The organism is Streptomyces sp. NPDC019224 (assembly GCF_040632605.1).
Taxonomy (GTDB): Bacteria; Actinomycetota; Actinomycetes; order Streptomycetales; family Streptomycetaceae; genus Streptomyces.
Genome location: NZ_JBEYCF010000056.1, coordinates 25,578 through 49,892, shown reverse-complemented (window position 1 = coordinate 49,892; position 24,315 = coordinate 25,578). Strand labels below are relative to the sequence as shown.

The 24,315-nt window shown below is 71.2% G+C and carries 19 protein-coding genes and 3 pseudogenes; 9 read left to right on the top strand and 13 right to left on the bottom strand.

The genetic code is table 11. The features are described 5' to 3' along the window. Positions 1–96: 96 nt before the first annotated feature. The 8 genes from ABZ564_RS27680 to ABZ564_RS27645 all read right to left on the bottom strand — a co-directional run bounded on the left by ABZ564_RS27680 (position 97) and on the right by ABZ564_RS27645 (position 9,277). Positions 97–1,044: a zinc-binding dehydrogenase gene (locus tag ABZ564_RS27680; protein ID WP_360861619.1), complete on the bottom strand. Its 948-nt coding sequence runs from the start codon at positions 1,042–1,044 to the stop codon at positions 97–99. Further along, complete coding sequence (locus tag ABZ564_RS27675) at positions 1,044–1,898, bottom strand: alpha/beta fold hydrolase (protein WP_360861617.1); 855 nt, start codon at positions 1,896–1,898, stop codon at positions 1,044–1,046. The genes ABZ564_RS27680 and ABZ564_RS27675 overlap by 1 nt, the downstream gene beginning before the upstream one ends. A 38-nt stretch (positions 1,899–1,936) precedes the next feature. After that, positions 1,937–2,785, bottom strand: coding sequence for an alpha/beta hydrolase (locus tag ABZ564_RS27670; RefSeq protein ID WP_360861615.1), 849 nt, complete (start codon positions 2,783–2,785; stop codon positions 1,937–1,939). Positions 2,786–2,902: 117 nt separating this feature from the next. Next, positions 2,903–3,691, bottom strand: coding sequence for an SDR family oxidoreductase (locus ABZ564_RS27665; protein WP_360861613.1), 789 nt, complete (start codon positions 3,689–3,691; stop codon positions 2,903–2,905). Between the two features lie 83 nt (positions 3,692–3,774). After that, entirely contained in the window at positions 3,775–4,590 is an 816-nt protein-coding gene (locus tag ABZ564_RS27660; protein ID WP_360861611.1) for an enoyl-CoA hydratase-related protein, read from the bottom strand. Continuing rightward, positions 4,587–6,896 (bottom strand): CoA transferase, encoded by a 2,310-nt coding sequence (locus ABZ564_RS27655; RefSeq protein ID WP_360861610.1) that lies wholly within the window; start codon positions 6,894–6,896, stop codon positions 4,587–4,589. Before ABZ564_RS27655 ends, ABZ564_RS27660 begins: the two co-directional genes overlap by 4 nt. Before the next feature lie 116 nt (positions 6,897–7,012). Beyond that, the gene (locus ABZ564_RS27650; protein WP_360861608.1) at positions 7,013–7,852 is read right to left on the bottom strand and encodes an IclR family transcriptional regulator; all 840 of its coding nucleotides are present in this window, start codon (positions 7,850–7,852) and stop codon (positions 7,013–7,015) included. Between the two features lie 87 nt (positions 7,853–7,939). Next, a complete protein-coding gene (locus ABZ564_RS27645; RefSeq protein ID WP_360861606.1) occupies positions 7,940–9,277 on the bottom strand; it encodes an MFS transporter in 1,338 nt (445 codons plus the stop codon). Positions 9,278–9,444: 167 nt separating this feature from the next. Between ABZ564_RS27645 and ABZ564_RS27640 the strand changes: the two genes are divergently transcribed. The 5 genes and pseudogenes from ABZ564_RS27640 (at position 9,445) to ABZ564_RS27620 (ending at position 14,363) form a co-directional block, all read left to right on the top strand. Then, positions 9,445–10,431, top strand: coding sequence for an ABC transporter substrate-binding protein (locus ABZ564_RS27640; RefSeq protein ID WP_360861604.1), 987 nt, complete (start codon positions 9,445–9,447; stop codon positions 10,429–10,431). A 143-nt stretch (positions 10,432–10,574) separates the two neighbouring features. After that, positions 10,575–11,591: an ABC transporter substrate-binding protein gene (locus ABZ564_RS27635; RefSeq protein WP_360861602.1), complete on the top strand. Its 1,017-nt coding sequence runs from the start codon at positions 10,575–10,577 to the stop codon at positions 11,589–11,591. Then, positions 11,591–12,502, top strand: a pseudogene (locus ABZ564_RS27630) (ABC transporter ATP-binding protein). The gene ABZ564_RS27635 and the pseudogene ABZ564_RS27630 overlap by 1 nt, the downstream one beginning before the upstream one ends. Then, positions 12,499–13,323: an ABC transporter permease gene (locus tag ABZ564_RS27625; RefSeq protein ID WP_360861601.1), complete on the top strand. Its 825-nt coding sequence runs from the start codon at positions 12,499–12,501 to the stop codon at positions 13,321–13,323. The pseudogene ABZ564_RS27630 and the gene ABZ564_RS27625 overlap by 4 nt, the downstream one beginning before the upstream one ends. Positions 13,324–13,391: 68 nt before the next feature. After that, the gene (locus tag ABZ564_RS27620) at positions 13,392–14,363 is read left to right on the top strand and encodes a zinc-binding alcohol dehydrogenase family protein (RefSeq protein ID WP_360861599.1); all 972 of its coding nucleotides are present in this window, start codon (positions 13,392–13,394) and stop codon (positions 14,361–14,363) included. A gap of 71 nt (positions 14,364–14,434) precedes the next feature. Here ABZ564_RS27620 and ABZ564_RS27615 read toward each other — a convergent pair whose 3' ends face one another. Beyond that, positions 14,435–15,361 carry a carboxylesterase family protein gene (locus ABZ564_RS27615; protein ID WP_360861626.1) on the bottom strand — a complete coding sequence of 309 codons (927 nt, stop codon included), beginning with the start codon at positions 15,359–15,361 and terminating at the stop codon, positions 14,435–14,437. Positions 15,362–15,407: 46 nt separating this feature from the next. Beyond that, positions 15,408–16,067, bottom strand: a pseudogene (locus tag ABZ564_RS27610) (carboxylesterase family protein); the annotation flags it as partial. Positions 16,068–16,734: 667 nt separating this feature from the next. Here ABZ564_RS27610 and ABZ564_RS27605 point away from each other — a divergent pair. Next, positions 16,735–16,896, top strand: a pseudogene (locus ABZ564_RS27605) (pirin); the annotation flags it as partial. Positions 16,897–17,271: 375 nt separating this feature from the next. Here the strand turns inward: ABZ564_RS27605 and ABZ564_RS27600 are convergent. Then, positions 17,272–18,324, bottom strand: a complete 1,053-nt coding sequence (locus ABZ564_RS27600; protein WP_360861597.1) for a LacI family DNA-binding transcriptional regulator — start codon at positions 18,322–18,324, stop codon at positions 17,272–17,274. A 177-nt stretch (positions 18,325–18,501) separates the two neighbouring features. Between ABZ564_RS27600 and ABZ564_RS27595 the strand changes: the two genes are divergently transcribed. Next, positions 18,502–19,977 (top strand): argininosuccinate lyase, encoded by a 1,476-nt coding sequence (locus ABZ564_RS27595; protein WP_360861595.1) that lies wholly within the window; start codon positions 18,502–18,504, stop codon positions 19,975–19,977. An 86-nt stretch (positions 19,978–20,063) separates the two neighbouring features. After that, positions 20,064–21,383 carry an MFS transporter gene (locus tag ABZ564_RS27590; RefSeq protein ID WP_360861593.1) on the top strand — a complete coding sequence of 440 codons (1,320 nt, stop codon included), beginning with the start codon at positions 20,064–20,066 and terminating at the stop codon, positions 21,381–21,383. Positions 21,384–21,657: 274 nt separating this feature from the next. Here ABZ564_RS27590 and ABZ564_RS27585 read toward each other — a convergent pair whose 3' ends face one another. Further along, the gene (locus tag ABZ564_RS27585) at positions 21,658–22,068 is read right to left on the bottom strand and encodes a cupin domain-containing protein (protein WP_360861591.1); all 411 of its coding nucleotides are present in this window, start codon (positions 22,066–22,068) and stop codon (positions 21,658–21,660) included. A gap of 32 nt (positions 22,069–22,100) precedes the next feature. Next, the gene (locus ABZ564_RS27580; protein WP_360861589.1) at positions 22,101–23,117 is read right to left on the bottom strand and encodes a zinc-dependent alcohol dehydrogenase family protein; all 1,017 of its coding nucleotides are present in this window, start codon (positions 23,115–23,117) and stop codon (positions 22,101–22,103) included. Positions 23,118–23,349: 232 nt separating this feature from the next. Here ABZ564_RS27580 and ABZ564_RS27575 point away from each other — a divergent pair, with 232 nt between their 5' ends. Continuing rightward, positions 23,350–24,240 carry a helix-turn-helix transcriptional regulator gene (locus ABZ564_RS27575; protein ID WP_360861587.1) on the top strand — a complete coding sequence of 297 codons (891 nt, stop codon included), beginning with the start codon at positions 23,350–23,352 and terminating at the stop codon, positions 24,238–24,240. The last annotated feature ends 75 nt before the right edge of the window (positions 24,241–24,315 follow it).

Genomic DNA, 24,315 nt, shown 5'->3' with positions numbered 1-24,315 from the left:
CCTGTGTTCGACTGCCCTGTTTCTCTTTTTTGTCCCTCCCCGCGGCTCCCCCCCGACCGTCGCTCGCCGCGGCGGGGGGCGGCCCCGCCGCGCATGTCAGGCGGGCAGCAGAACCGCCCGCCCTCGCACCCGCCCGCCCCGCAGCGCGTCCAGCGCCGCGGGGGCCTCGGCCAGGCCGAACTCCTGTACCGCCAGCGAGAGGCTTCCCTCGGAGAGCCTGCGCACCAGGTCGCCGGAGACCTCCCGGGCCCGGCGTTCCTGGCGAATCATGTTCACCGGCAGCAGCGCCACCTCGTCGAGCAGCCAGCTCGGCAGGTCGAGCTCGACGTGCGGACCCGCCACGTACCCGATGACCACGGCGCGCCCGCCCCGTCGCACCCAGCGGCTGCGGCCGACGAGGCCCGGGCCCCCGAGCGTGTCGACGAGCAGCGATGCCGACCGGTCCTCGGCGAGACCCTCCGCGTCGTCCAGCGTCACGGCCTCCACCCCCTTCGGTACATCGGCCAGCTGGTCCTGGCGGCCGACCACACCGGTGACCCGCGCGCCCGCGGCCAACGCCTGCTGCGCCACCATCGCGCCCACCGCGCCCGCGGCGCCCACCACGACGACGTGTTCGTCCTGCCCGATCCGGGCGACATCGTGCAGAGCCACGTACGCGGTCGTCGCGGGGACGAAGAAGCTCGCCGCCACCGCGGGAGCGAGCGGCGCCTCGAGCGGCGTGACGGCCTTGCGCTTCACACTGACCCGCTCCGCCCACGTGCCGTCGCGCAGCAGGCCGAGGCCGCCGCCGCGCAGCACGACCTGGGCGCCGGGGGCCAGACCGGAGTCGGCGTCCGCCTCCAGGACCGTGCCCGCGCCCTCGACACCACCGACGTAGGGGAGCGAGGGCTTGAGCTCGAAGTCACCGGTCGCGACCGTGGCATCGAGGTGCGAGACACCGCCCGCCGTCACCTGGACGAGGACCTCGCCCGGTGCGCGGACGGGCTCGGGCACCTCGTCGAGGACCGGAGCGGCGCCCCAGTCGTGGAACCGGACCGCCCGCATCAGCCGGCGGCCTTGCCGATGAACTCGAGGCTGAGCGCGTTGTAGCGCTCGGCCTGCTCGTGCTGCGGCCAGTGCCCGCAGTTCTCGAAGAGCTCGAGGCGCGAGCCGGGAATGGCCTCGTGCAGGGCCGTCGCCTCGGGGGTCTCGCCGAAGGGGTTCTGGCGTCCCCACACCACCAGCGTCGGCTGGGTGATCCGCGCCAGGTGCTCGGGGCGCAGCAGGTTGCGCTGACGGCGCTCCATCTCCTGGAGGGAGAGGAGGTTGTCGACACCCGCGACGAACTCCGGCGTGTGGTAGATCGCGTGCCGGACCTCCACCAGCTCCTCGGTGGCGGAGGCGTCGTCGGCCATCAGCAGCCGCATCCGCTTGCGGGTGAGTTCGATGTCGTCGGAGGCGACGGCCTTCTTGGTGCTGGTCCGGATGCGGTCCATCACCTCGGGGTTGGCCACCGTGCCTCCGGAGCACAGGAGTTGGAGGCTGCGTACCCGCTCCGGGTGCTCGATGGCGGCGCGGGCGCCGACCCAGCCGCCGAGAGACTCGCCGACGATGTGGACGCTGTCGACACCGACGGCGTCCAGGTAGTCGAGCAGATGGGCCGCGTAGTCGGCGATCTCGTACGGCTTGTCGGGCTTGCCGGTGTAGCCGTGACCGAGCATGTCGATGGCGTGCAGGTCGTAGGCGGCGTGCGCGGTGATGTTGCGCGCGAAGGCCTCCAGGTGACCGCTGGTGCCGTGCAGGAAGACGACGGCCTGGCCGGCCGGGTCACCGGCGCGCAGAGCGCGGGTGGGGACACCACCGGCGTCGACGTACTCGACGCGGAAGGGGGTGGGGCTGATCTCCGTCCAGATGGACATGGGGCTACGCTCCGTAACGCGGTTGGGAAGGGGAAGGTTCAGCTCAGGGAGTTGAGGAAGCCGCTGACCACAGAGTGGTATGCCTGGGGGCGCTCCTCCTCGAGGTGGTGGGAGGTGTGGTCCATCACGTGGAGGTTCCCGCTGGGCACCATGCGGGCCAGCATCAGCGGGTAGTCCGGGGTGAGGAAAGCGTCCTGCATGCCCCAGATGAACAGCGTGGGAGCCTGGATCTGCCCCAGTTCCTCGGTGAGGTCCTGCCAGTCGCCGCGCGGTGAGTCGGACATGGCCGCCAGCGCGCGCTCCTCCTTGTCGAGGCTCTGCTCGTAGCGCAGCGTCAGCGTCTCCTCGGGGAGCTTCGCGCCGTCGTACCACTCCAGCTTCGTGATGAGGTCCCGCATCTTCTCGCGGGTCGGGCCCTCGCCGCCGTAGTAGATGTCGCGGGCCGTGCGGCCGCGGTGACCGTTCTCGGGGAGCGGGGCGAGCGGCCCGTAGAAGACGGGCATGCTGCCGGTGACGACGAGGGACCGGACGCGGTCCGGGTACTTCGCGGCGAGGTTGAGGGCGATGGTGCCGCCCCACGAGCTGCACACGAAGTCGGCGCGGTCGACGCCGAGCGTGTCGAGCAGGCCGACGGTCTTCGCCGCGTGGTGGTCCCACATCGGGCCCTCGATGGGGGACTTCTCCGACTTGCCGTACTGCTGGATGTCGACGAGCAGACAGCGCCGGTCGGCGGCGAACAGGTGCGCCACGGGCCCGAAGTCGCTCCACGCGGTACAGCCGGGGCCGCCACCGTGCAGGAACACGGTGTCGGGCCCCGAGCCGAGGTCGTGGTAGTGGTAGCGGATGCCCGCGCCGTCCGCGTAGTGGCTCTCCGGTGCAGGTGACATGTGAGTCCTTCCGTACGAATCCGGGGGTACGGTGCCGAGCCCATCACCGCGCCGGGCGCGAGCCCAGCGCCTCGGTCCGTTCAGCGAACCGCTCCCACTGGGCGACAGGGGTGGCGCTCACTGCGCGGTGTAGCCGCCGTCCACGTGCATGACTGTGCCGGTGGTGTAGGACGAGCCGGCGTCGAGCAGCGGGAGCACCGCGTGCGCGATGTCCTCGGGCGTGCCCCAGCGGCCCAGCGGCACCTTGGCGGTGAAGGCGGCCTGGGCCGCGGCGTCGGTGGCGCCCTCGTTCATGGGGGTGCGCACGGGGCCGGGCGCGACGCAGTTCACGGTGACGCCGGTCCCGGCGACCTCCAGGGCCGCCGACCTGGTGAGCGCGGCGACCGCGCCCTTGGTGGCGGCGTAGCCGCCCCGTTCCGGGGCGCCCGTCGAACCGAGCACGGAGCCGATCGTGACGATGCGGCCGTGACCGGCGTCGAGCATGCCGGGCAGGACGGCGCGCATCGCCAGCCACGTGCCGATGACGTTGGTGTCGAGGGCGGCGCGGAAGTCGTCCTGCGGGAGGTCGAGCACCGAGCCGCGGGCCAGCTGCCCGGCTGCCGTCACCAGGCCGGTGACGGGGCCCCAGAGTTCGGCGGCCCGGCTCACGACCGCGGCCAGCGCCTCGGGATCGGTGGTGTCGGCGGCCAGCACCAACTGGCGCTCGCCCGCGAAGCTTCGGAGCTGCTTCTCCGCTGCGCGGCAGCGGTCCCCGGAACGCCCGGTGACCACGACGGGGCGCCCGGCACGTGCAACCGCCTCCGCGATGGCGAGACCGATCCCGCTGGTGCCGCCCGTGACGAGCACGGGCCCGTTGTGCGCGGCTGCCTCGGTGTGCTGTGTGTGGGGGTGCTCTGGAGAACTCATGCGCCGAGCATGCGGAACGTACGCGAACACGCCAACGCGGGTGGTCCGGTCACCGGAACCGGACCACCCGCGTCGGCGCGGCCTCACCGTCCGGTGAACACCGGCGCCCGCTTCTCCAGGAACGCCTGCAGCCCCTCGGCCGCGTCGGCGGTCCCGGTCAGCTCGGCGACGCCCTTCGCCTCGCGCTCCAGGGCCTGTTCCACGGGCAGCCCGTACCCCTCGTCGACGACGCGCTTGAGCAGGCCGATGGTGGTCGTCGGCTTCTCGGCGAGGCGCTGGGCCCGCTCGGCGACCACCGCGTCGAACTCGGACCGCTTCACCACGACGTCGACAAGTCCGAGCTCCAGGGCGTGCCGCGGTCTCAACCCCTCCCCCTCGATCATCAGGCGCTTCGCCAGGTGGGGGCCGACGAGCCGGGGGAGTCGCTGACTGCCCCCGGCCCCCGGGAAGAGGCCGAGCCGCATCTCCGGGAACCCGAACGTGGCCTCCTCCGAGAGGATCCGCAGGTCGCAGGCGAGCGACAACTCCGCGCCGCCACCCAGGGCGTGGCCGTTCATCGCCGCAACGACCGGCTTGGGCGCCTGTTCGATCACCCGCTGGACCTCGACCCAACGGCGCATCTTCGCCTGGTTGCCCGCCGACAGGTCCCGCATGACGGCGATGTCGGCGCCGGCGATGAAGAACCGGCCGGTGCCGGTGACGACGATGCAGCGCACCTCCGGATCGGCGGCCAGCGGCGGCAGGACCGAGAGGAACTCCTCGACCATCGCCGGGTTCACGGCGTTCGCCTTGGGCCGGTCCACGCGGACCGTGGCCACGGCGCCGTCACGCGTCACGTGCAGTACGGAGGACTGCTCCTGGTTCACCGTGTTCTCCCGGTTCATCTTCGCCTCACTCATTCGGCCACTCCCTGAGCGGTCAGTGCTGCCAGCTGTTCATCGGTCAGGCCCAGCAGTTCGCGCAGCACCTCACCCGTGTGCTGGCCGAGCAGCGGCGCGGGCCGGTCGAGTCCGCCGGGCGTCGCTGTCAGCCGCGCGACGATCCCCTCGTGCGGGACCGGCCCGGTGAGGGGATGGTCGAGGACGGTGTAGAAGCCGCGGGCGGCGAGCTGCTCGTCGGCCTCGACCAGGTCCTGTCCGGTCGCCACGACCGCCGCCGGCACACCCTCGGCCTGGAGCAGTTCGGCCAGCTTGTGGCCGTCCTGCCCGCGCGTCCAGGCGGCGAGGGCGGCGTCGATCTCGTCCTCGCGCGAGCGTCGTGCGGCCAAATCGGCTGCGGCGCCGGGGAGGTCGACGACGCGCGTCAGGGCGTGCCACTGCGTTTCGTCCGTCACCGACACCGCCAGCCAGCGGTCTTCTCCGGCCACCGGGTACACGCCGTGGGGCACGGCGTGCGCCGACCGGTTCGGATGCTCCGCCGTCCGGGGATCGGGCGCCCCGGCGCCGAGGACGGGTTCCAGAGCCGCCGGGCCCATCGTCGCGGCCATCGCCTCCAGCTGGGACAGATCCACGTGACCACCACGCCCCTGCGCCAGCAGGTCGAGCGTGGCGAGCACCGCGGAGTTGGACGCGATCATGTCGCCGAGCCCGAAGGTCAGCCCCTGCGGCGGGCCGCCGGGGTCGCGGGTCTCGCTGGCCAGGCCGGACATCGCGGCGAGGGTGTCGGCAAAGGTCACGGCCTTGCGCCAGGGCCCGGTCCGCCCCACCCCCGCCATCGACACCAGGATGATGTCCGGGTTCAGCTCGCGCAGCGAGGCGTAGTCCATGCCCCACCGGTCCAGCACACCCGGGCTGAAGTTCTCCACGACGACGTCGCAGTGCGGGACCAGCTCGCGCAGCAACCGCCGGCCCTCCTCGGTCCGCAGATTGAGGGCCACGCTGCGCTTGTTGCGGTTGAAGTTGATGAAGTATCCGCTGTCGTCGGGATCGGAGCCCGGCCGCAGATGCATCGAGGGCGCGAAACGCGTGGGGTCCTTGCGGTGCCGGGACTCGACCTTGACGATGTCCGCGCCGTGCTCCCCGAACTGCTTGGTCACATACGGACCGGCGAGCACCCAGGTCAGATCGAGGATCCGCACGCCGTCCATCGCCCGGGACTTGGGCCGTTCCCGCTCCCGTTGCCCCTGCTCCCGGGCGGGGTGGTGCCACGGAGAGTCGCCGTCCGCCTCGTGGAGCGCGGGCAGGGTGACCGGGCGGGGGAGTGCCGCCCATGGGAAGCCGACGTCCTCGACGCCGCCCTCCGGCAGCCCTTCGCCGGTGATGGTGACCAGGGACGCGCGGTCGCGCAGCTGCGGATGGGTGGTCAGCCGCTCGGGCGGTACGACCTCGGCCCACGGCAGGGCGCGCCGCCGCGCCTCCAGAGCGATCTCGGCGGCCGGCAGCCCCCGCGCGAACCGCCGCACGATCTCGTCGACATGGGGGCGCTCGCGCCACCGGAACGCGGCGTCCTGCCAGCGTTCGTCGAGCAGGTCACCGGCCTCGCCGCGCTCCGCCATCCACGTCAGCAGATCCGTCCACATCCGGGGGCTGCCGGAGTAGCCCCCGGCCACATACCCGTCCGCCGCCTCGAAGATCTGATGCGCGACGTGCTCGTACACCCCTCCGCTGCGTACGGGGAAACGTCCCGCGTGGATCCAGGCGAGGGCGGCGGTCTCCAGCGTGGCGGCGACGGCCTCCTGCGCGGAGATGTCGACGAGCTGAGGGGTCCCCGACACGACGGCGAGCAGCGCCCCGATCGCGGCGTGGGCCCCCGCGGTCTGGAACGCCTGCTCGCGCGGCGGCGGCTTGGGCTGTCCGTCGGGGCGCCCGCCCAGCCAGGTCATGCCGCCCGCCGATGCCAGGACCAGATCGTCGACAACCCAGTCGCGGCGCGGTCCGGTCAGGCCGAACGGCGTCACCACCACGTGCACCGCGTGCGGCCAGCGGGACGAGCCGTCCTCGCGCAGGCCGCGCAAGTGCGCCACCGGCCCGCTCTCCAGTACGACATCGGCCCCCGCCGCCAGGGCGTCGAGCTCCGCCGCGTCGCGCACCGCGGTCCAGCGCTTGCCTGCGTGCCAGTGCGCGCGGGCCGCCGGACCGAGACCGGCACCCGACTCGGTCCGTACGACATCGGCGCCGATCCCCACGAGCAACCGGGCGCCTTGGAAAGCGAGCTCATCGGTCAGGTCGAGCACGCGCAGCGGCGTCGGGTTCGGATCTGTTCGCACCACGGCTCCTCCCCTCACATGTCCGCAGCCTTTGCGGCACCTCACGATCACCGGGGGAGGGGAGGCGGGCCACCGGTGTGTTCTGCTGGCCGGACCGGGACCGCCGCGGGGCGTGCTCAGCCCGCGACGATACGCACGGCGGCCGACTTCGGTTCTGGTGTGCGCACCGCGCGAGCGGGGTCGTACGACGTCTTCTGCGCCACACCGCGCGCGATTCTCTCCGCCGTGGCCTGCAACGTCGCGAGGTGTCGCTCCACCGACACCTGCGCGACCGGTCCGGTGACCGAGATCGCCGCGTACGCCGCCCCTGCCAGAGCCACCGGTACGGCGAGGCTGGCGTCCCCGAGCCTGACCCCCTCCAGCTCCAGCGCGTATCCCTGACGTGCCGCCCTGGACAGGCGCTGGGCCAAGGTCCGCGGGTCCGTGACGGAGCGAGGCGTCATCGCGGGCAGCCCCTTGCCGACGAGCGCCGCCACCCGCTCGGGGCCGTCCGGGGCCAGGGCGAGCAGCAGCTGACCGGTCGCCGTACAGGAGGCGGGCAGCAGGCCGCCGACATAGGAGTGGGTGAGCACATTGGCCTCACCGGCGATCTTCTCCAGGAACAGGACGTGGGTTCCGTCGAGGACCGCGAGGTGCACGGCCGTGCGGGTCCGTGTGAACAGGTCGGTCATCAGCGGCCGGGCCACGGTGCGCAGCACGGCGGAAGCGGGCACTCGCTGCCCGAGGTGAAAGAGCCTGATGCCGAGCTCGTACCTCTCGCCGTGCCGGTCGAGCAGTCCCCACTGCACCAGTTCCTGGGCGAGGCGGTAAGCCGACGCCTTGGGCACGCCCGAGCGGCGGCTCAGTTCGCTCAGCCGCAGCCGGTCCGCGCCCGACTCGAACGCGGCGAGCAGCAGCTGCGCCTTGCCCAGCACGGAATTGGGCAGCGGAACGTCCTCGTCCGCGTACGACCCCATTGGCGTCCCCTCACTTCGTCTCATGGCGACACAGGCCATTTGACGTGCAACAACGCCATGTTGCATAGAGGGGCGGGGGTGTAAAAATCAGGCGACAGGTGCGCTGATGCGCTCCTTTTGTGCCGGGTCGGCGGGGTGTTCGGGGGCCCTCGGTACCTTCGCGAAGAGGACCAGTGCCACCAGCGTGACGAGCGCCATCCCCATGGTGAGCAGCGCGATCGGCGGGAAGTGCCCCGTGGCGGCCAGCAGCGCCGCCGCAGCGACCGGCGACAGACCGCCGGCGATCGCCGATGACAGCTCATGGCCGAGCGCCATCCCGGAGTAGCGGGTGCTGGTGCTGAACAGCTCGGAGAAATACGAGGGCTGGACCCCGATCATCGCGGCGATGGCGATGTGCCCGACGATGAACGCCACCCACACCGCGGCGGGCCGTCCCGTGTCCATGAGCATGAAGAAGGGCGCCGCCCACAGCAGCATGCCGATCGTCCCGCCCAGATAGACCGGCCGCCTGCCCACCGTGTCGGAGAGCCGCCCGAAGACGACCATCATCACCGAGTCCACCAGCATCCCGACGATCCCGGCCCACAGCAGCACGCTTGAGGAGATCCCCACGTACGCCCCGTAGACGAGGGAGAAGGACATGAAGATGTAGCTTGCGCCACTGTCGGCGAAGCGCAGGGCCATCGCGAACAGCAGCTGGCGCGGATGCCGTCGCAGCACTTCCCGCAGGGGCGAGTGCGCCGGGGCCTCGGCCTTCGCGGAGTCGGCCTCGAAGCCCTCCGTCTCGCCGAGGTTGCGGCGGATGTAGATCCCCACCACGAAGATCACCGCGCTGGCCAGGAACGGGAGCCGCCAGCCCCAGGCGAGGAAGCCGTCCCCGGACACCTGCTCGGCCAGCCACAGCGCCAGCGACGACAGGACGAATCCCAGGCCCATGCCGCAGGAACTGAACGAGGCGAGGAAGCCGCGCCGCTCGGCCGGGACGTTCTCGGTGATGATGAGCACGCCGCCGCCCCACTCGCCGCCGGCCGCCGCGCCCTGCAGAACCCGGAGCAGAACCAGGAGCAGCGGCGAGAGCAGACCGGCCGTGGAGTACGAGGGCAGCAGCCCCATACAGAACGTGGCGCCGCCCATCAGAGAGAGCGTCCCCATGAGGGCGGCCTTGCGCCCCCGCCGGTCACCGATGTGCCCGAAGACCACGCCCCCGATGGGCCGGGCGGCGAACCCCACGGCGTGACCGGCCAGGGCGGCGATCGTTCCGAGCAGCGGATTCTCGCCGGAGGGGAAGAAGACCTCGCCGAGGACCAATGCGGCAGCGGTGGTGTAGAGGAAGAAGTCGTACCACTCCATCGTGTTGCCGGCGACGGACGCGATGACCACGCGTCGCGTCGGCGATGTGCCCTCGATGGTGCTCTTGTGGGGCATATGTGCTCCTTGCCGTTCGAGCCTGGGACCGGTGGAGCGTACGAATGACCCGATGCCGCCTCAATCGTGCTGGTCCGTCAGGCGGGACACCGCGCTTTCCGCGGGCATCGCGGGCTGCCAGCGTGCGCCCACACCTCGACAGCACTCCGACCCGGAGGTCGTTTCCCATGTTCCGCCATCACCGCACCGACGGGCGCGCGGCGACCGCCCTGCTCGCCCTGCTCGTCCTCTGTTTCGCCACCGCCTGCGGGGCGGGCACTACCGACTCGGCGGGTTCCGCCGGCGGCACGAGCCCGACCGTACGGATCGCGCTCGGTGTCGATGCCTCGTACGCGCCGCTGTACCTCGCCGCCGAACGCGGCATGTTCACGAAGGCCGGTCTCGACGTACAGCTGATGAAGGTGGAGGGCGGGCCTGCCGCCGCCCAGGCGGTCACGGCCGGTACGGCACAGATCTCCGCCAACGCCGATTCCACCGTGCTGCCGCAGATGGTGAGCAACCCGCGCCTGCGCGCCCTCGGCGCCTTCCAGTCCTCGGGCCGCTACCTCAAGGTCGTCCTGGGCAAGGGCGTCATATCTCCGCGCCAGATCAAGACGATGGGTTCGATCGGGGGCATCGGCCTGTACGCGACACACGAGTACCTGAGCCACCACGGCATCGACCCGGACTCCGTGAAGATCCAGCAGAGTTCGCCGCAGGAGATCCCCACCATGCTCCAGCGCGGTGACATCGACGGCTACATCCTCTTCGACCCCTGGGTGAGCAAGGGGGTCGAGGCGGGCGGTCACATCGCCGAGTCCATCGGCGACTTCGACGTCACGTACGTGCAGTGGCTCATCGCCGACCAGAAGTGGCTGAAGAAGAACGAGAAGCTCGCCGGCAAGGTGTTCAAGGTGGTCGCCGAGGCCGACCGGCTCGTGACGAAGGACCCGCACGCCGCCGCCCTCGCGGCCCACGAGCAGGCACAGCTGCCGGTGGCCGGGACGGAGAAGGCCATCGGGGAGATCTCGTTCACGGCCCGGTCCCTGACCTCGGCCGATGTCACGACCTCGCGCCGGATCACCGACTTCCTCACGGAACAGCGCCTCATCAAGAGCGCCCCCGATCTCGACAGGGCCCTGCTGCGCGGCTGGTACGACCGGCACGCCGGATGACCGGCCGCGACACGCCATTCCCGGCCCGTCCCGCTGAGCGGACCGACCCGCATGCGCCCGCCCTCCCCGCGGCAGTAGCGTGCGCCAACTCGCGAGCCAACCCCCCCGATGACCTGCAAAAAGCGTTCCGATCCGAGGTGCTCATGAAGACTGCGTCCCACCCGACTCCTCTCCGCCCCCCGGGGCGCGTCACCGGCTCCGCCCTCATCACCGCCACGTTGTTCGCCGCCACCGCGTGCGGCGCGGGCACCACCGACAGCGGCGCCGATTCCGGCTCGGGCGGAGGAGGCAAGCCGCACATCCGTGTCGCGGTCGGTGTCGACGCTGCGTACGCCCCGTTCTTCGTGGCCGGCGCCGAGGGACTGTGGGCCAAGCACGGGGTCGACGTCGACCTCGTCCAGTTCGCCAAGGGCGGGGAAGGCGTCGACGCCCTCAACGCCGGACAGGTCCAGATGGCCGGGAACTCCGACGCCACCACCATCGGCCTGCTCGGACAGAACCCCGACCTGCGCTCGCTCCTCGTGTACGAGGACTCCGGGCGGTACCTCAAGGTCGTCCTGGGGCACGGTGTGAAGTCCCCCTCCGAGATCCGGAAGATGGCCGTGGTTCCGGGCCTGTCCGAGCTGGCCGCCACCCGGTTCCTCGAATCGAAGGGCATCGAGCCCGGCTCGGTCGAGTTCCTCACGTCCGACCCCGCCGAGATCCCCGCCCTCACCAAGAAGGGCGACGTGGACGCCTACGTCCTGTGGGAGCCCTGGCCCGCCAAGGGGGCGGAGCTCGGCGAGCGGATCCTGGAGACCACGGGCGACTACGACTTCAGTTACCAGCACTGGCTGCTGTCGACATCTCCCTGGCTCAAGGACCACAAGGACACCGCAGCCAAGGTGGCAGCCGCCCTCGCGGAAGCGGCCAAGAAGGTCGAGAGCGACCCGGAGGCGGCGGCCAAGGCCACCAAGGACGCCGCGAAGATCCCCACGGCACAGACCGTGAACGCGGTGAAGGAGATCGACTTCGGCGTCCGCGACTTCACGGCCAAGGACCTGAAGGGCTACGAGGCCACGGCCGCCTTCTACCTGGACACCGGCAAGCTGAAGGCCCGCCCCGACGTGTCCCGCACCATCCAGCGCGGCTGGCTTCCCGAGAACACGAAGGGCTCCTGATGACCAAGGCGACCAAGGGCATCGAGAAGGAGACGCATGCGCATCCGCAGGAAGCAGCGGTGACTGTGGCCGCCCCCCGGACCGGTGCGGAGCCGGCGGCGGGGCGCGGAGCAGCCCTGCGCCTCGACGGCGCGGCCATCTCATTCGGAGACTTCCGGGCCGTCCAGGGCATCGACCTGGACATCCCGGCCGGAGAATTCCTCTGTCTGCTCGGCCCCAGCGGCTGCGGCAAGTCCACGCTGCTGTCGGCCATGGCGGGATTCACCCAGGTCAGCGAGGGATCTCTCACCGCCGACGGCGCTCCTGTCACCGGCCCCGATCCCGAGCTCGGCATGGTGTTCCAGAGCAGCGAAGCCCTCTTCGACTGGATGACGGTGTAGCAGAACGTCACCTTCGGGCCGCGCATGCGCGGCCGTTCCCGGGCCGAGCAGAACCGGGCGGCCGACGAGTTCCTCGGCCTGGTCGGCCTGCGCCACTGCGCGGACCGCTACCCCGGCCAGCTCAGCGGCGGTATGCGCCAGCGCGTCCAGATCGCCCGGGTCCTGGCCAACGAACCGGGCGTCGTCCTCATGGACGAGCCCTTCGGCGCGCTCGACGCGCAGACCCGGCAGGTGCTCCAGCAGGAGACGGCCCGTATCTGGAGCGCCTCCGGGTGCACCGTCGTCTTCGTCACGCACGACATCGACGAGGCGATCCTCCTGGCCGACCGGGTCGCCGTCATGACGGCGGGGCCCGCGGCCTCGATCAAGTCCCTCTACACGGTCGACCTGCCGCGCCCCCGTGACGAGTCCGACCCCGCCGCCCTGCGCCTGCGCAACCAGTTGCGCGAGGACATCGGCGAAGAGGTCCGCAAGGCCATGCGCGACCAGGGACTCGATGACCAGCTCGACCGAGAGGCGAAAGGCGCATGACGATCACCACAACCGAGGCCCCGGCTCCGGCCAGGGCGCGCTCGCGCCGCGTGAGCGGGCCGGGCGCCCAGGGGCTGCGCACCTTCGGCCTGTACGCCTTCGCCGTCCTGGTCGGCCTGGGTGTCTGGCAGCTCGTGGCCATGAAGTACGGTCCGTCCCTGGTCGCCTCCCCCAAGGAGACCCTGTCGGCCGCCCGTGAGCTGGCCGCCGACGGCACGCTGGGCAACTCCGTCATCGCCTCCAGCCGTCGCATCCTGATCGGCTGGGGCCTCGGCGTCGTGGTGGGCGCCCCCGTCGGCCTGCTCATCGGTCAGATCAGGATCGTCCGCCAACTCCTGGAGCCGTACCTCGAGTTCTTCCGGTTCATCCCGCCGGTGGCCTTCGTGACGCTGGCGGTGGTGTGGCTGGGCATCGGCGAGACGTCGAAGGTGGTCCTGATCTTCTACACGGCCGTGTTCATCGTCACGCTCAACACCAGCGCCGGTGTGATGGCCGTCAACGAGAACAAGCTGCGGGCCGCGGCCAGCCTGGGAGCCGGCCGCCGCCAGATCCTCCAGCGCGTCGTGCTGCCGTCCACCGTCCCGTACATCCTCACGGGCGCACGCCTCGCCATGGGCAACAGCTTCCTGACGATCGTCTCCGCCGAGATCGTCGCCGCTCAGGTCGGGCTCGGCTCCCTGATCTGGACCTCCCGCAACTACGGCCGCGTCGACTGGGTCTTCGTCGGCATCATCACCCTCGGCATCCTGGGCCTCGTCTACGACCGGATCCTGCGCCTCATCGCGATGCGTGTACTGCACAAGTATGGAGCTAAGGTGTAAACGGGGACGGCAGTGACCAACGGGGGCCGGTGCGCAGTCCAACGGGGGAAGAACGGAGAACACAGCACGTGAGCACCACCTCGTCCACATCGCGGGCCCTCTTTCTTGAGAAGTTCGGCACCCTGCCGCGCCTCGGGGAGCGGGCCGTGCCCGAGCCGCGGCCCGGGCACACCCTCGTCCGGGTGGCGGCGGCCACCGCCGCCCATCTGGACCTGAACATCCTCGACGGGCAGTTCGGCATCCTGCCCGAGCTGCCGTTCATCCCCGGTACCCAGGGCAGCGGCTACGTCGTCTCCTCGGAGACCCACCCCGAGGGTGCCCTGGTGCGGCTGCGCGGCGAGGGTCTCGGCCTGAGCCGCGACGGCGCCTGGGCCGAGCATGCGCTCGTCCCGGACGCCGCCGCGGAGATTATGCCCGAGGGCACGACCCCCGCGCTGGCCTGCATCTACTTCTCCCCGGTCGGCACCGCCTGGGCGACCGTCCACGCGATCGCCCAGGTGCGACCGGGGGAGCGGGTCCTGGTCACCGGCGCGTCCGGCGCGGTCGGCGCCATGGCCGTGCAGCTCGCGGGGCGCGTCGGCGCGGAGGTCATCGGCGCGGTCGGCCGCCCTGCGAAACTGCCGCACGTGCCCGACGCCGCCAAGGCCCTGCTCGCCTCGGACCTCTCCGCGGACGCGATCGGCGGCAAGGTCGACGTACTCATCGACACGGTTGGCGGCCAGATCCTCCGCAACGCCCTCACCCTGGTCCGCCCGCGCGGCCGTGCTGCGCTCCTCGGCTACACGGCCGGCCGCGAACTCACCCTGGACCTCGCGGACTTCTTCCTCGCCGATGTCACCCTCCTGCCCGTCAACATGATCAGCCGCAGTGCGGAGGTCGCCCCCGAGGTGCTCCGTCTGCTGCCGGAACTCTCGTCGGGCGCACTGTCGCTGCCGTACGAGCGTTACGGGATGGACGCGCTCGGCGAGGCCGTGGAACGGCTGCGGACGGGGCAGGCGGTGGGCAAGATCGTGCTCGACATGGAGCACACCGGCAACTGAGCCAGGAAGCTCGCCGCACGGAAGCCCGAAGGGCCCCCTCCCGCCGGAGGGGGCCCTTCACGCTGACCGGTTCAGGACTGCGAAACGCCTGCCTGCGCGGCGAGCTGGTCCGGATTGACGGGGAGCCAGTCGTAATCGATCGAGTTCCAGAAGGCGCACTGGCGGCGCGCCTCGTACACGCCGGTCTTCAGCGCCAGGCTCTCACCACCCGGCAGCAGCGACATGAACTTCCCTGCCCGGTACGAGGGCCAGGGGGCGATTCCCGGGGTGGCGGGCTTCCCGTGCTTCACGAACGAGCCCCAGTAGCGCACCATCTCGCCGGACAGCTGCTGCTGCTCCGGAGTCAGCAGCGCCGAGGTCGCCGAGGGCAACAGGTAGGGCATCTCGCTGGCATGCGAGGCGCCCGCGTCGAAGCCGGTCGAGGGCCGGCCGGTGGGCGGGTGCGGGTCGTTGAACTCGTAGTAATAGGTCTGCGGTTGACGCTTCGCGTACGTGGCCGTGAGGTTCTGGTACTGGCAGCCCCCGAGACCGAAGAAGGTGCTGCTGTCGCCCCACAGGGCGCCGAAGGCGTACGCCCCGGTATACGAGTCGCCGTAGGCACTGAACGGATAGTGAGCGAGGACGGCGTCGGCCTCGTCCCCGAACTCGATCCGCACCGCCTTCTCGTACTGGTCCTTCGTCGCGTTCGCGAACGGCCACGCCCACCCGCGCACCTCGTCGCGCGTGTGCCCGATCAGGAGGGGGACGTTCGCGGTCCGGCCGGTGCGTACGGCCTCGAGCGGAGCGACGGGCAGTTCGGGAACCCCGGACGTGGGCAGCGGGCCGCTCAGGACGCCGCCGGTGAAGTCCGCTGCCGCGGACTGCAGTTCATCGGCGGGCTTGGCCCGCAGGCAGGACAGGGCGGCCGAGGGGGCGGAGCAGCCGGCCGCCGCTGCGTACTTCTTCCCACGGGCGACGGCCTGCTCGACCGTGTAGCTCGGGCATCCACCGCTCTGGATGATCGCGCCCGAGAAGAGACCACGCGCCGGGGGGGGAGGCGAGGAGCGCGCAGACGGAGTGGCCGCCGGCCGACTCCCCGGCGATGGTGACCCGGCTCGCGTCGCCCCCGAACGCGCCGATGTTGCGCTGCGTCCAGCGCAGCGCCGCCTCCTGGTCGAGCAGGCCGTAGTTGCCCGCGCCCTGCTCGCTCAGCCCGGGCAGGTCGAGGAAGCCGAACACGCCGAGGCGGTAGTTGATCGTGACGACCACGACGTTGTTGGTCCGGGCGATCAGCGAGCCGTCCTCCGTGCCGCCCGAGCCGTAGGAGAAGCCGCCGCCGTGGATCCAGAACATCACCGGCAGCGGCCGGTCGGGCCTGTGGGAGGGCGTGTAGACGTTGAGGTACAGGCAGTCCTCGCTCATCCCCGGGCTCGTGCTGCTCCCGTTCTGGAGGCAGCGGGGACCGGGGGCCGTGGCCTGCCGGGTGTCCGTCCACGTGGCGGCGGGCGCGGGCGGCTGCCAGCGTCCGGCGCCGACGGGCGGAGCCGCGTACGGGATGCCGTAGAAGTGGTCGACGTCGTCGGCCGAGGCTCCCGCGACCCGGCCCTTGTCGGTGGCGACCGTCAAGGACCGTTCGGTGGCCCCCGCCGGCGCGGCCGATATGAGGGTCAGCAGGAAGAGGAGGCTCGCCAGACCGGCGAGTTTCTGTCGGACGGTGGATCGCACTGGGTCTCCTGAGAGGTAGGAGCGATGGAAGAAGTCATGCTTTGCCTCGCGTGGCGGGCGTGCGACGTTTCCGTTCCGCTCGCTGGACCCCCCATGCGTCCAACAGGCGCTGTAAAAAAAGTCAGTTGAGTCGTTCAGCGCTTCCGTACGGCACCCGGCTGCGGGCGGTCCAGGCCGGGATCGGTGAAGTCGTGCGCGACCGCGTGCAGAGCGCGGGCCATTCCCTGTACGTGGCTGCGGGCCTGGTGCACCTCAAGGGCGACCGCCCACCGCGGTCATGCGCCACATCAACACGGGCGCCCTCCTCGGGGCGGCGGGTGTGCCCAGAGGGTGAGCGCGGGCTCGGCCCGTGACGCGACGCCCGTCTACGACAGAGGCTCCGCGCCCGCGTGGTGCGGGCCAGGCACAGCCATCCCCATGCGGCCCTGGGAGGGCACGGGGAGGCGGGTGAGGTTGGAACCTCGGGTAGGGAGGCCGGTATCACCGCAGGCTTCCTCAGGCTCCTCGGTTCCCTTGGAGAATCCCTCCCAAGGGCCCACATTCGTGGTCGGCGGAGCGCGCTGAGCGGAGATGCAGGAAACGAATCGGGCTGCCCGGAGGTACTCCGATGCTGACTTTGACGGACTCGAACGCCTCTGACCCGCGGAAACGTCAACGGATCAAGGGGTGGTGGAACTTCGTGGGGAGGACCCAGGAGGAGATCGCCCGGGCCCGTGAGGACTGGATGAACGGTGACCGCTTCGGCACCGTGCGCGGTTACGGCGGTCCGCCGATCCCCGCGCCCGCGCTGCCCGGTGTGCCGCTGAAGCCGCGGGGACGGGTGCGTTGAGCTGCGGTTCCCCACTTCCGGGGTTGCCGAGTGCCGTTCGGGGCTGAGCTGCGGCGATCAAGGCATGCAGGCCGCTCCGGAGGGAGCTTGCCGCTGGTGGGGTGTTCCCGTCCGCGCCGGCGCGTTTCCTTGTGTGCCAGGACGGACGCTGACTCAATGCCGACCTCCTTGACGGTGCGTCAGGTCGATTCGGCCGGGGGTGGGGTGCTGACCGGCGGCGCTCTCGGCCGGTGTTCTCAGCGCGAGCGGAGGCGAGCCGGCCCGATACGGCGGAGCTCCGCACCGCTGTCGTACGGGTGAGCCCGGTTCAGGCCGGCGCTTGCTTCCGAGCCGCGCCGACTCCCGGAACCGGCGCGCGGCAGCAGGGAAGAAAGGTCAGCGTTCCGTCAGTCGCGTCGTCCCGGCCGTGAGGTCCTCGGCCGGGATCTCGCCGGAGCCGCGGGCGACGAGGCGGCTGGGGAGGGTCAATGTCGCCGGGGGCAGGGCCGGTTCGGCCAGCCGGGCCAGTGCCAGGCGTGCGGCCTGCCTTCCGACGTCCTGGGGATCACGGACGATCGCGGAGATGCCGAGGCCTGCGGACACCTCGGTCTCGTCGAAGCCGATAAAGGCGAAGGGGGCGGCGCCGGCCAGCCGTTCAAGGAGGACGCCGGTGCTGATGCCCAGGTTGAGGGCGAGGACGGCGGTCGGCGGATGGGGCAGGCGCAGCATGGCCCGCAGCGCGGTGCGGGCCTGATCCGGGGTCGCCAGTTCGCTCACCACGAGGTCCGGATCTTCGTCCGCGGCCACGCTGCCGGCCAGGCCGCGGCGGAAGCCTTCGAGTCGACGGCGCGCCGGGAAGGTGTCGCTGCGGCCGGCGAGCGCGGCGATGCGCCGGTGTCCCAGGCCGATCAGCCGCTCCGTGGCCTTGCGTACTGCCGCGTCGTCGTCCGTGGTCACCAGGTCGGCCGACAGGCCACCCGTGGGGCGGCCCACCATGACGACCGGTGTGCCGAAGGTGTGGTCCGCGTCCAGGTGGTCGCGTGCGTCGCTGTCCGGCATGACCAGCAGCGCGCTGACCCGTCGGTCGATCAGTGCGCGGACCACCTCCGGCTCGCGACTGGGGTCCTCGTCGGTCGAGGCGATGATCATCTGGAGTCCGGCGCGGCGCAGTTCGCGCTCGGCGCCGGCGGCGACACCCGCCTGGAAGACGTTGGTGAAGCCGCTGGTCACCAGGCCCACCGCACCGTTGCGCCGGCCGTCGCGCAGGCCCTGAGCCATCGGGTTGGGGGTGTAGCCGAGTTCCTTGACCGCCGCCAGGACGCGGTCCCGGGTGGCTTCCTCGACCCGGGGCGAGTGCTGCAACGTGCGGGTGACGGTGGCCGTGCTCACGCCCGCCGCCCGGGCGACCTCTCGCAGGGTGACCCTCCGCGCCGCGCGCTCGTCCGGCATGTCTCTCCTCTGGCGTCCCGGTCGTGCTTCCGCGCGGCCTGCTCAAGGTCACCTGTGACCGCATCCAATGTAAACGTTGACATGGCGGTGTCGGTAGCCAATACTCCGCATGTCAACGTTTACATGGCCATGTTGACGTTTACATAACGGCAATGGGTCATGGAGGGAGCAGAAGCCATGAGTCCCACCCTCACGGAAGCCCGTTTCGGTACCGGCCCTGCCCGGGGTCTGGTCGATCACGTGAACGCGATCGAACTGGACGACGAGACCGCAGCCGTCGCGCACTACATCCGCATGGACCTGGCCCACGTCCTGATGCTCACCCAGGAGGGCATTTTCCGCGAGGAGCAGGGCGCGGCCATCACCGCCGCCCTGCTCCGGCTGCTCGACACGGACCCCAGGACGGTCCTGGCCTGCGATCCCGCGATCGGGACGCTCGGCCTGCAGATCGAGCGATACCTCGAAGAGCAGTGCGGTCCTTCGGGTCTCGACATCCAGAGGGCGCGCAGCCGGATCGACCAGAAGTCCACCGGCATACGCCTGGCCGACCGCGAAGCCCTGCTGCACACCATGGACGCCTTGCTGCGCCTGGGCGAGGCCCTGCTCGCGGCCTCCGAGCGCCACGACGCGGTCCTGGCCCCCGGCTATACGCACCTCCAGCACGCCCAGCCGACCACACTGGGCCACTACTTCAACGCCCAGTACTGGCCGGTGGCCCGCGCCCTGGACCGGATGACCCATGTCCTTCGCCGGCTCGACGAATGCCCCCTCGGGGGAGCGGCGCACAGCGGCACCTCGTGGCCGATCAACCGGGAGGCCACCGCCTCCTACCTCGGCTTCACCCGGCCCGTGCGCAACGCCCGGGACGCCGGGCTGTCCGCGCAGGACGGCGGGGCCGAGATCGCGGCGGTGCTCGGCCTGTCCCTGGCCGGGGCGGCCCGGTGCGCGTCCGACCTCTTCTACTGGTCCAGTTCCGAAGTCGGCCTGGTCAGTCTCTCCGCCGCGCTGTGCGGCACGTCGAGCATGATGCCGCAGAAGCGCAACCCCATCGTCCTGGAGCGCATCCGGGGGCTGGCCGGTGAAGCTGCGGGCTGGACGGCGAGCCAGCTGGGCACGCTGCACTCGGCCACGTCCACCGATGCCGACCAGGCGTATGTCCACAACCGCATCCCCGGGTACTGCCGGGAGAGCGCCGGAGCGTTCGACCTGCTCGCCGAGGCGGTCATGTCTCTCGAAGTCGACGAGGAGGCCCTGCGGGTTTCGGCGGGACGCCACTGGTCCACCGCCAGCGCGCTCGCCGACGATCTGGTCCGCACCCGTGGGCTGAGCTTCCGCCAGGCGCACGAGGCAGTCGCGCGGTACATCGCCACTCAGGAGAGGCACGCTCCCTCGGACCCGGCACCGGCGCCCGTCGAGCTGGCCGGGTACGCCCCCGAGGACCTGGCGCGGATTCTCGACGCCGACGCCTTCGTGGAGAGCCGCATCAGCCAGGGCGGCACGTCCACGGGACGCCGCGAGGAACTGGCCCGCGAGGCCCGACTCGATCTGGACCAGCACCACCGGGGCATGGCGGACCTGCACGCCAGGATCGCGGAAGCGGACACCCGGCTCCTGCGCGACGCCGCCGCGCTCGCGGCCACGCACAGCGCCTGAGCACCGGTTCCTGGTGCCGCCCGCGGCCCCCGTACCCCCCTGAAGCACGTCATCCCCGTCCCCCTTGACGACAACGGAGTCGCTCCATGACGCCACCACACGCCGCCATCCCGGAAGCGGACGCCCACCAGTCGCCCGCCGAGGGAATACCGGAACGATCCCTCCGGCTCACCGGTCAACCGGTCGGCACCACCTTCATCAGCCTGTACATCCTCGCCATCATTGGCCTGTGGCTGGCCGTGCTCCCGCCCACCGCCGTCGCCCTGTCGCTGCGCGTCGCCGAGCTGGACCCCGCACACAAGAGCTCCTCCCTTGCCCTGGTGACCGGCGTGGGAGCGGTGTTCGCCCTGGTGGCCAATCCCGTCTGCGGAAGACTCAGCGACGCGTCGGCCTCGCGCTTCGGACGGCGCCGGCCCTTCATGGTCGGCGGCATCCTGCTCGCCACCCTCGCCCTGGTCGTGGTCGGCAGTGCCCCGAACATCCTCACCATGCTGGTGGGCTGGTGCGTCCTGCAGATCGGGGTCAACGCCGCCCTCGCCGCGCTGATCGCGGTGCTGCCCGACCGGATTCCCGAACACCGGCGCGGCCGGGTCTCCGGACTGATGGGCATGACCAACCAGGTGGCCACGGTCGCCGGCACGTTCCTCATCCAGCTCACCGGCACGCACGGCCTGGGAATGTTCCTGGCCCCGGCCCTCATCGGTGTCGTCCTGGTGGTGGTCTTCGCCTGCCACCTGCGCGAGGTCCCCCAGAGCCGCGCGGAACGCCGACCGCTGACCTGGTCGGACATCCCGCGCAGCATGTGGATCAACCCCCTGCGCCACACCGACTTCGCCTGGGCCTTCCTCAGCCGCTTCCTGGTATGGACCGGCAAAGCCTTCCTGCTGACCTACAAGACGTACTTCCTGATGGACCATCTGGGATACGGCGCCGATGACGCGGCGCGCATCCTCAGCTGGACGATGCTCCTCCTGGCCGTCGCCATCGTCGTGGGCAGCAACACCGCCGGCTGGCTCTCCGACCTCTTGAAGCGCCGCAAGATCTTCATCGGGGTCGCGTCGCTGCTGTTCGCCGCCGGCATGGTCGTCATCGCCTTCAGCGACTCGGTCGCAGGCTTCCTTGTCGGGGTGGCCGTCTCCGGGATCGGACAGGGCATTTACGTCGGCATCGACTACGCCCTGGTCGCGTCCGTACTGCCCGACAGCAGGAGCGAAGCCGCGAAGGGGATGGGCCTGTTCAACATCGCCAACGCGCTGCCACAGAGCGTCGCCCCGGCCGTCGCCCCCCTCTTCCTCGCCATCGGAGGGGCGGACGGCGAGGACAACTACACGGCGCTCTACCTGGCCGCCGCGGCCTTCGCTCTCCTTGGAGCCTTCGCCGTCCGGTTCGTCCGCAGCGCACGCTGAACCCCTGGCCCGGGGCGGTGCCCGGCCGCCCCGTCGGCCGGGACACGTCTACGAGGACACGTCCGGGCACCGGATCCCGCGCTTTCGCGGGTAAGCCCGGATCTGCGCGAGAGGAGTACGCCTTGTCGCCCCTCACCCGCAGCGGACGGACACGAGGACGGTCAGGCCCGACGCGAGGTACCCGGATGCCTTCAGGACGGCCGTGAACCGCGGGCTGTCACCGTGCTGACCGACGGTGGCCAGGAGGGACAGCGGCCGTTGGCCTTGCCTGGGTTCAGCCGGTGGTCGGGGCGGCGTGGTACTCCTCGTCGGTGACGGGGGTCAGCCAGTGCACGACGGCGTGCTCGTCGTCGCCCTCGTTGATGGCGAGGTGGACCATCAGCCGGTTCGGGGCGGCGCCGTGCCAGTGCTCCTCGCCGGCTTCGAACAGGACGCGGTCGCCGGGGCGGATGACCTCCACCGGTCCGCCGCGGCGCTGGCACAGGCCGACGCCCTCGGTGACGAAGACGGTCTGCCCCAGCGGATGCCGGTGCCAGTGGGTACGGGCACCGGGCATGAAGTGCACCAGGGCCGCGGTGACCCGGGACGGGGCCGGCGCGGCGGCGACGGGGTCGATGTAGACGTCACCGGTGAACCAGTCGGCCGGGCCCTTGGCGGTGTCGAGCGAGCTGCGGGTGATCTGCATGATCGTTCCTTCGGGCGGTGGGCGGACCGGTGTCAGGGGGTGAGGAGGGTCTTGACGGCGCGGCGCTCGTCCATGGCCTTGTAGCCCTCGGCGACCTGGTCCAGGGGCAGGGTGAGGTCGAAGACCTTGCCGGGGGCGATACGCCGGGTGAGGACGCGGTCGATGAGGTCGGGCAGGTAGCGGCGTACGGGGGCGGGGCCGCCACGCAGGCCGACGTGGGAGAAGAACAGTTCCTGCCCGTCGATCGCGACCTCGTGCGGGACGCCGACGAAGCCGACGTTGCCGCCGGGCCGGGCGGAGTGCAGGGCCTGGCTCATGGCCTGGGCGGTGCCGACGCACTCCAGCACGCTGTCCGCGCCGATCCCGTTCGTCAGCTCCTTGATGCGGGCGATGCCCTCCTCGCCGCGTTCGGTGACGATGTCGGTGGCGCCGAACTCCCGGGCGAGCTTCTGGCGGGGCTCGTGCCGGGACATGGCGATGATGCGTTCCGCTCCCCTCTCCTTCGCCGCGATCACGCCGCACAGGCCGACCGCCCCGTCGCCGACGACGACGGCGGTCGAGCCGGGCCTGACCTCGGCGGCCTCCGCGGCCCACCAGCCGGTACCCATGACGTCGGACACGGCCAGCAGTCCCGGCCAGAACTCCTCGTCGGGGACCTCGTCGGTGGCGACCAGGGTGCCCTGGGCGTTGGGGATGCGGACGTACTCGGCCTGGCAGGTCGACATGAACTCGCGGTGCAGGCAGTTCGACGGGAAGCCGTTCGCGCAGTTCGCGCAGGTGTTGTCCGAGGTCGCGAAGGAGCCGACGACGAACTGGCCCGGCTTCACCGAAGTGACGGCCGAGCCGACCTCCTCCACGAAACCGACGTACTCGTGGCCCATCGGATGCGGGTCACCGATCGGCTCCGCGCCCCGGTACGGCCACAGGTCCGAGCCGCACACACAGGTCACGGCCGTCCGGATGACGGCATCGGTGGGGTGAAGGATCTTCGCGTCGTCCACGGTCTCGAAGCGCACATCGCCGGGGGCGTGGATCACTGCTCCGCGCATCAGGGGGTTCCTTACGTACGAGTAAGGCCGGACCGCTCGGGACCGGCCCGCGTGCCGGTGTTCCCGGGACAGGAACACCGTGGGACCGAGGCGTCCCCTCCCGGCCGGCGAAACGGCGGAGAAGACGCCACGTCATCCAGATAACCCGCACTTCGCGCGTGCGGCGAGTCACTGACAAGGGGTGTACCGCCAGTACACCCCTCCCGCGCCGTGCCGGACGTACGGTCGGAGGGTGGACAACCAGAACGAGGTCCGCGAGTTCCTCACCTCGCGGCGCGCGAAGATCAGCCCCGAGCAGGCGGGACTGCCGGCCGGCCCCCGCCGGCGCGTCCCAGGCCTGCGCAGGAGCGAGGTCGCGGCACTCGCCGACGTCAGCGTCGAGTACTACGCCAAACTGGAGCGGGGCAACCTGGCCGGCGTCTCACCGGCCGTCCTCGAAGCCGTCGCCCGCGCCCTCCAGCTCGACGACGCCGAACGGGCCCACCTGCTCAACCTGGCCCAGGCGGCCGACGGCACCGACCTCCTCACCCGGCCGCGCCGACGGCGTACCAGGGACCAGTGGAAGCCGCACCGCAGCCTGCAGTGGACCCTGGACGCCGTCACCGCCGGGCCCGCGTTCGTACGCAACGGCCGCATGGACGTCCTGGCCGCCAACGAACTCGCCCGGGCCTTCTACGCCGACATGTACGCCGATCCGCGCAACCAGGCGAACCTGGCCCGCTTCCAGTTCCTCGACCCCGCTTCCCGGCGCTTCTACTCCGACTGGGACCAGGCCGCCGACATCGCCGTCGCCATCCTGCGCACCGAGGCCGGCCGCAGCCCTCATGACAAGGAGCTGCACGAACTCGTCGGCGAGCTCTCCACCCGGAGCGACGACTTCCGCACCCGCTGGGGCGCCCACAACGTCCGCCACCACGGCACGGGCACCAAACGTTTCCACCACGGCGTCGTCGGCGACCTCACCCTCGCCTACGAGGGTCTGGAAATGGCCGCCGAACCCGGCCTCACCCTCACCGTCTACACCGCCGAACCCGGCTCACCGGCGGAAGAGGGACTGCGTCTCCTCGCCTCCTGGGCCGCTACCCATGGCACGGGCCCGGCCGCGGAGCAGAGCCTCCGCTGACAGCGCTGCCCGCAGTGCCACGAGGATCCCTGCCGGGGCGGGCGGGACTGTCCGTGGCGGCGGATAGTCTGCCGG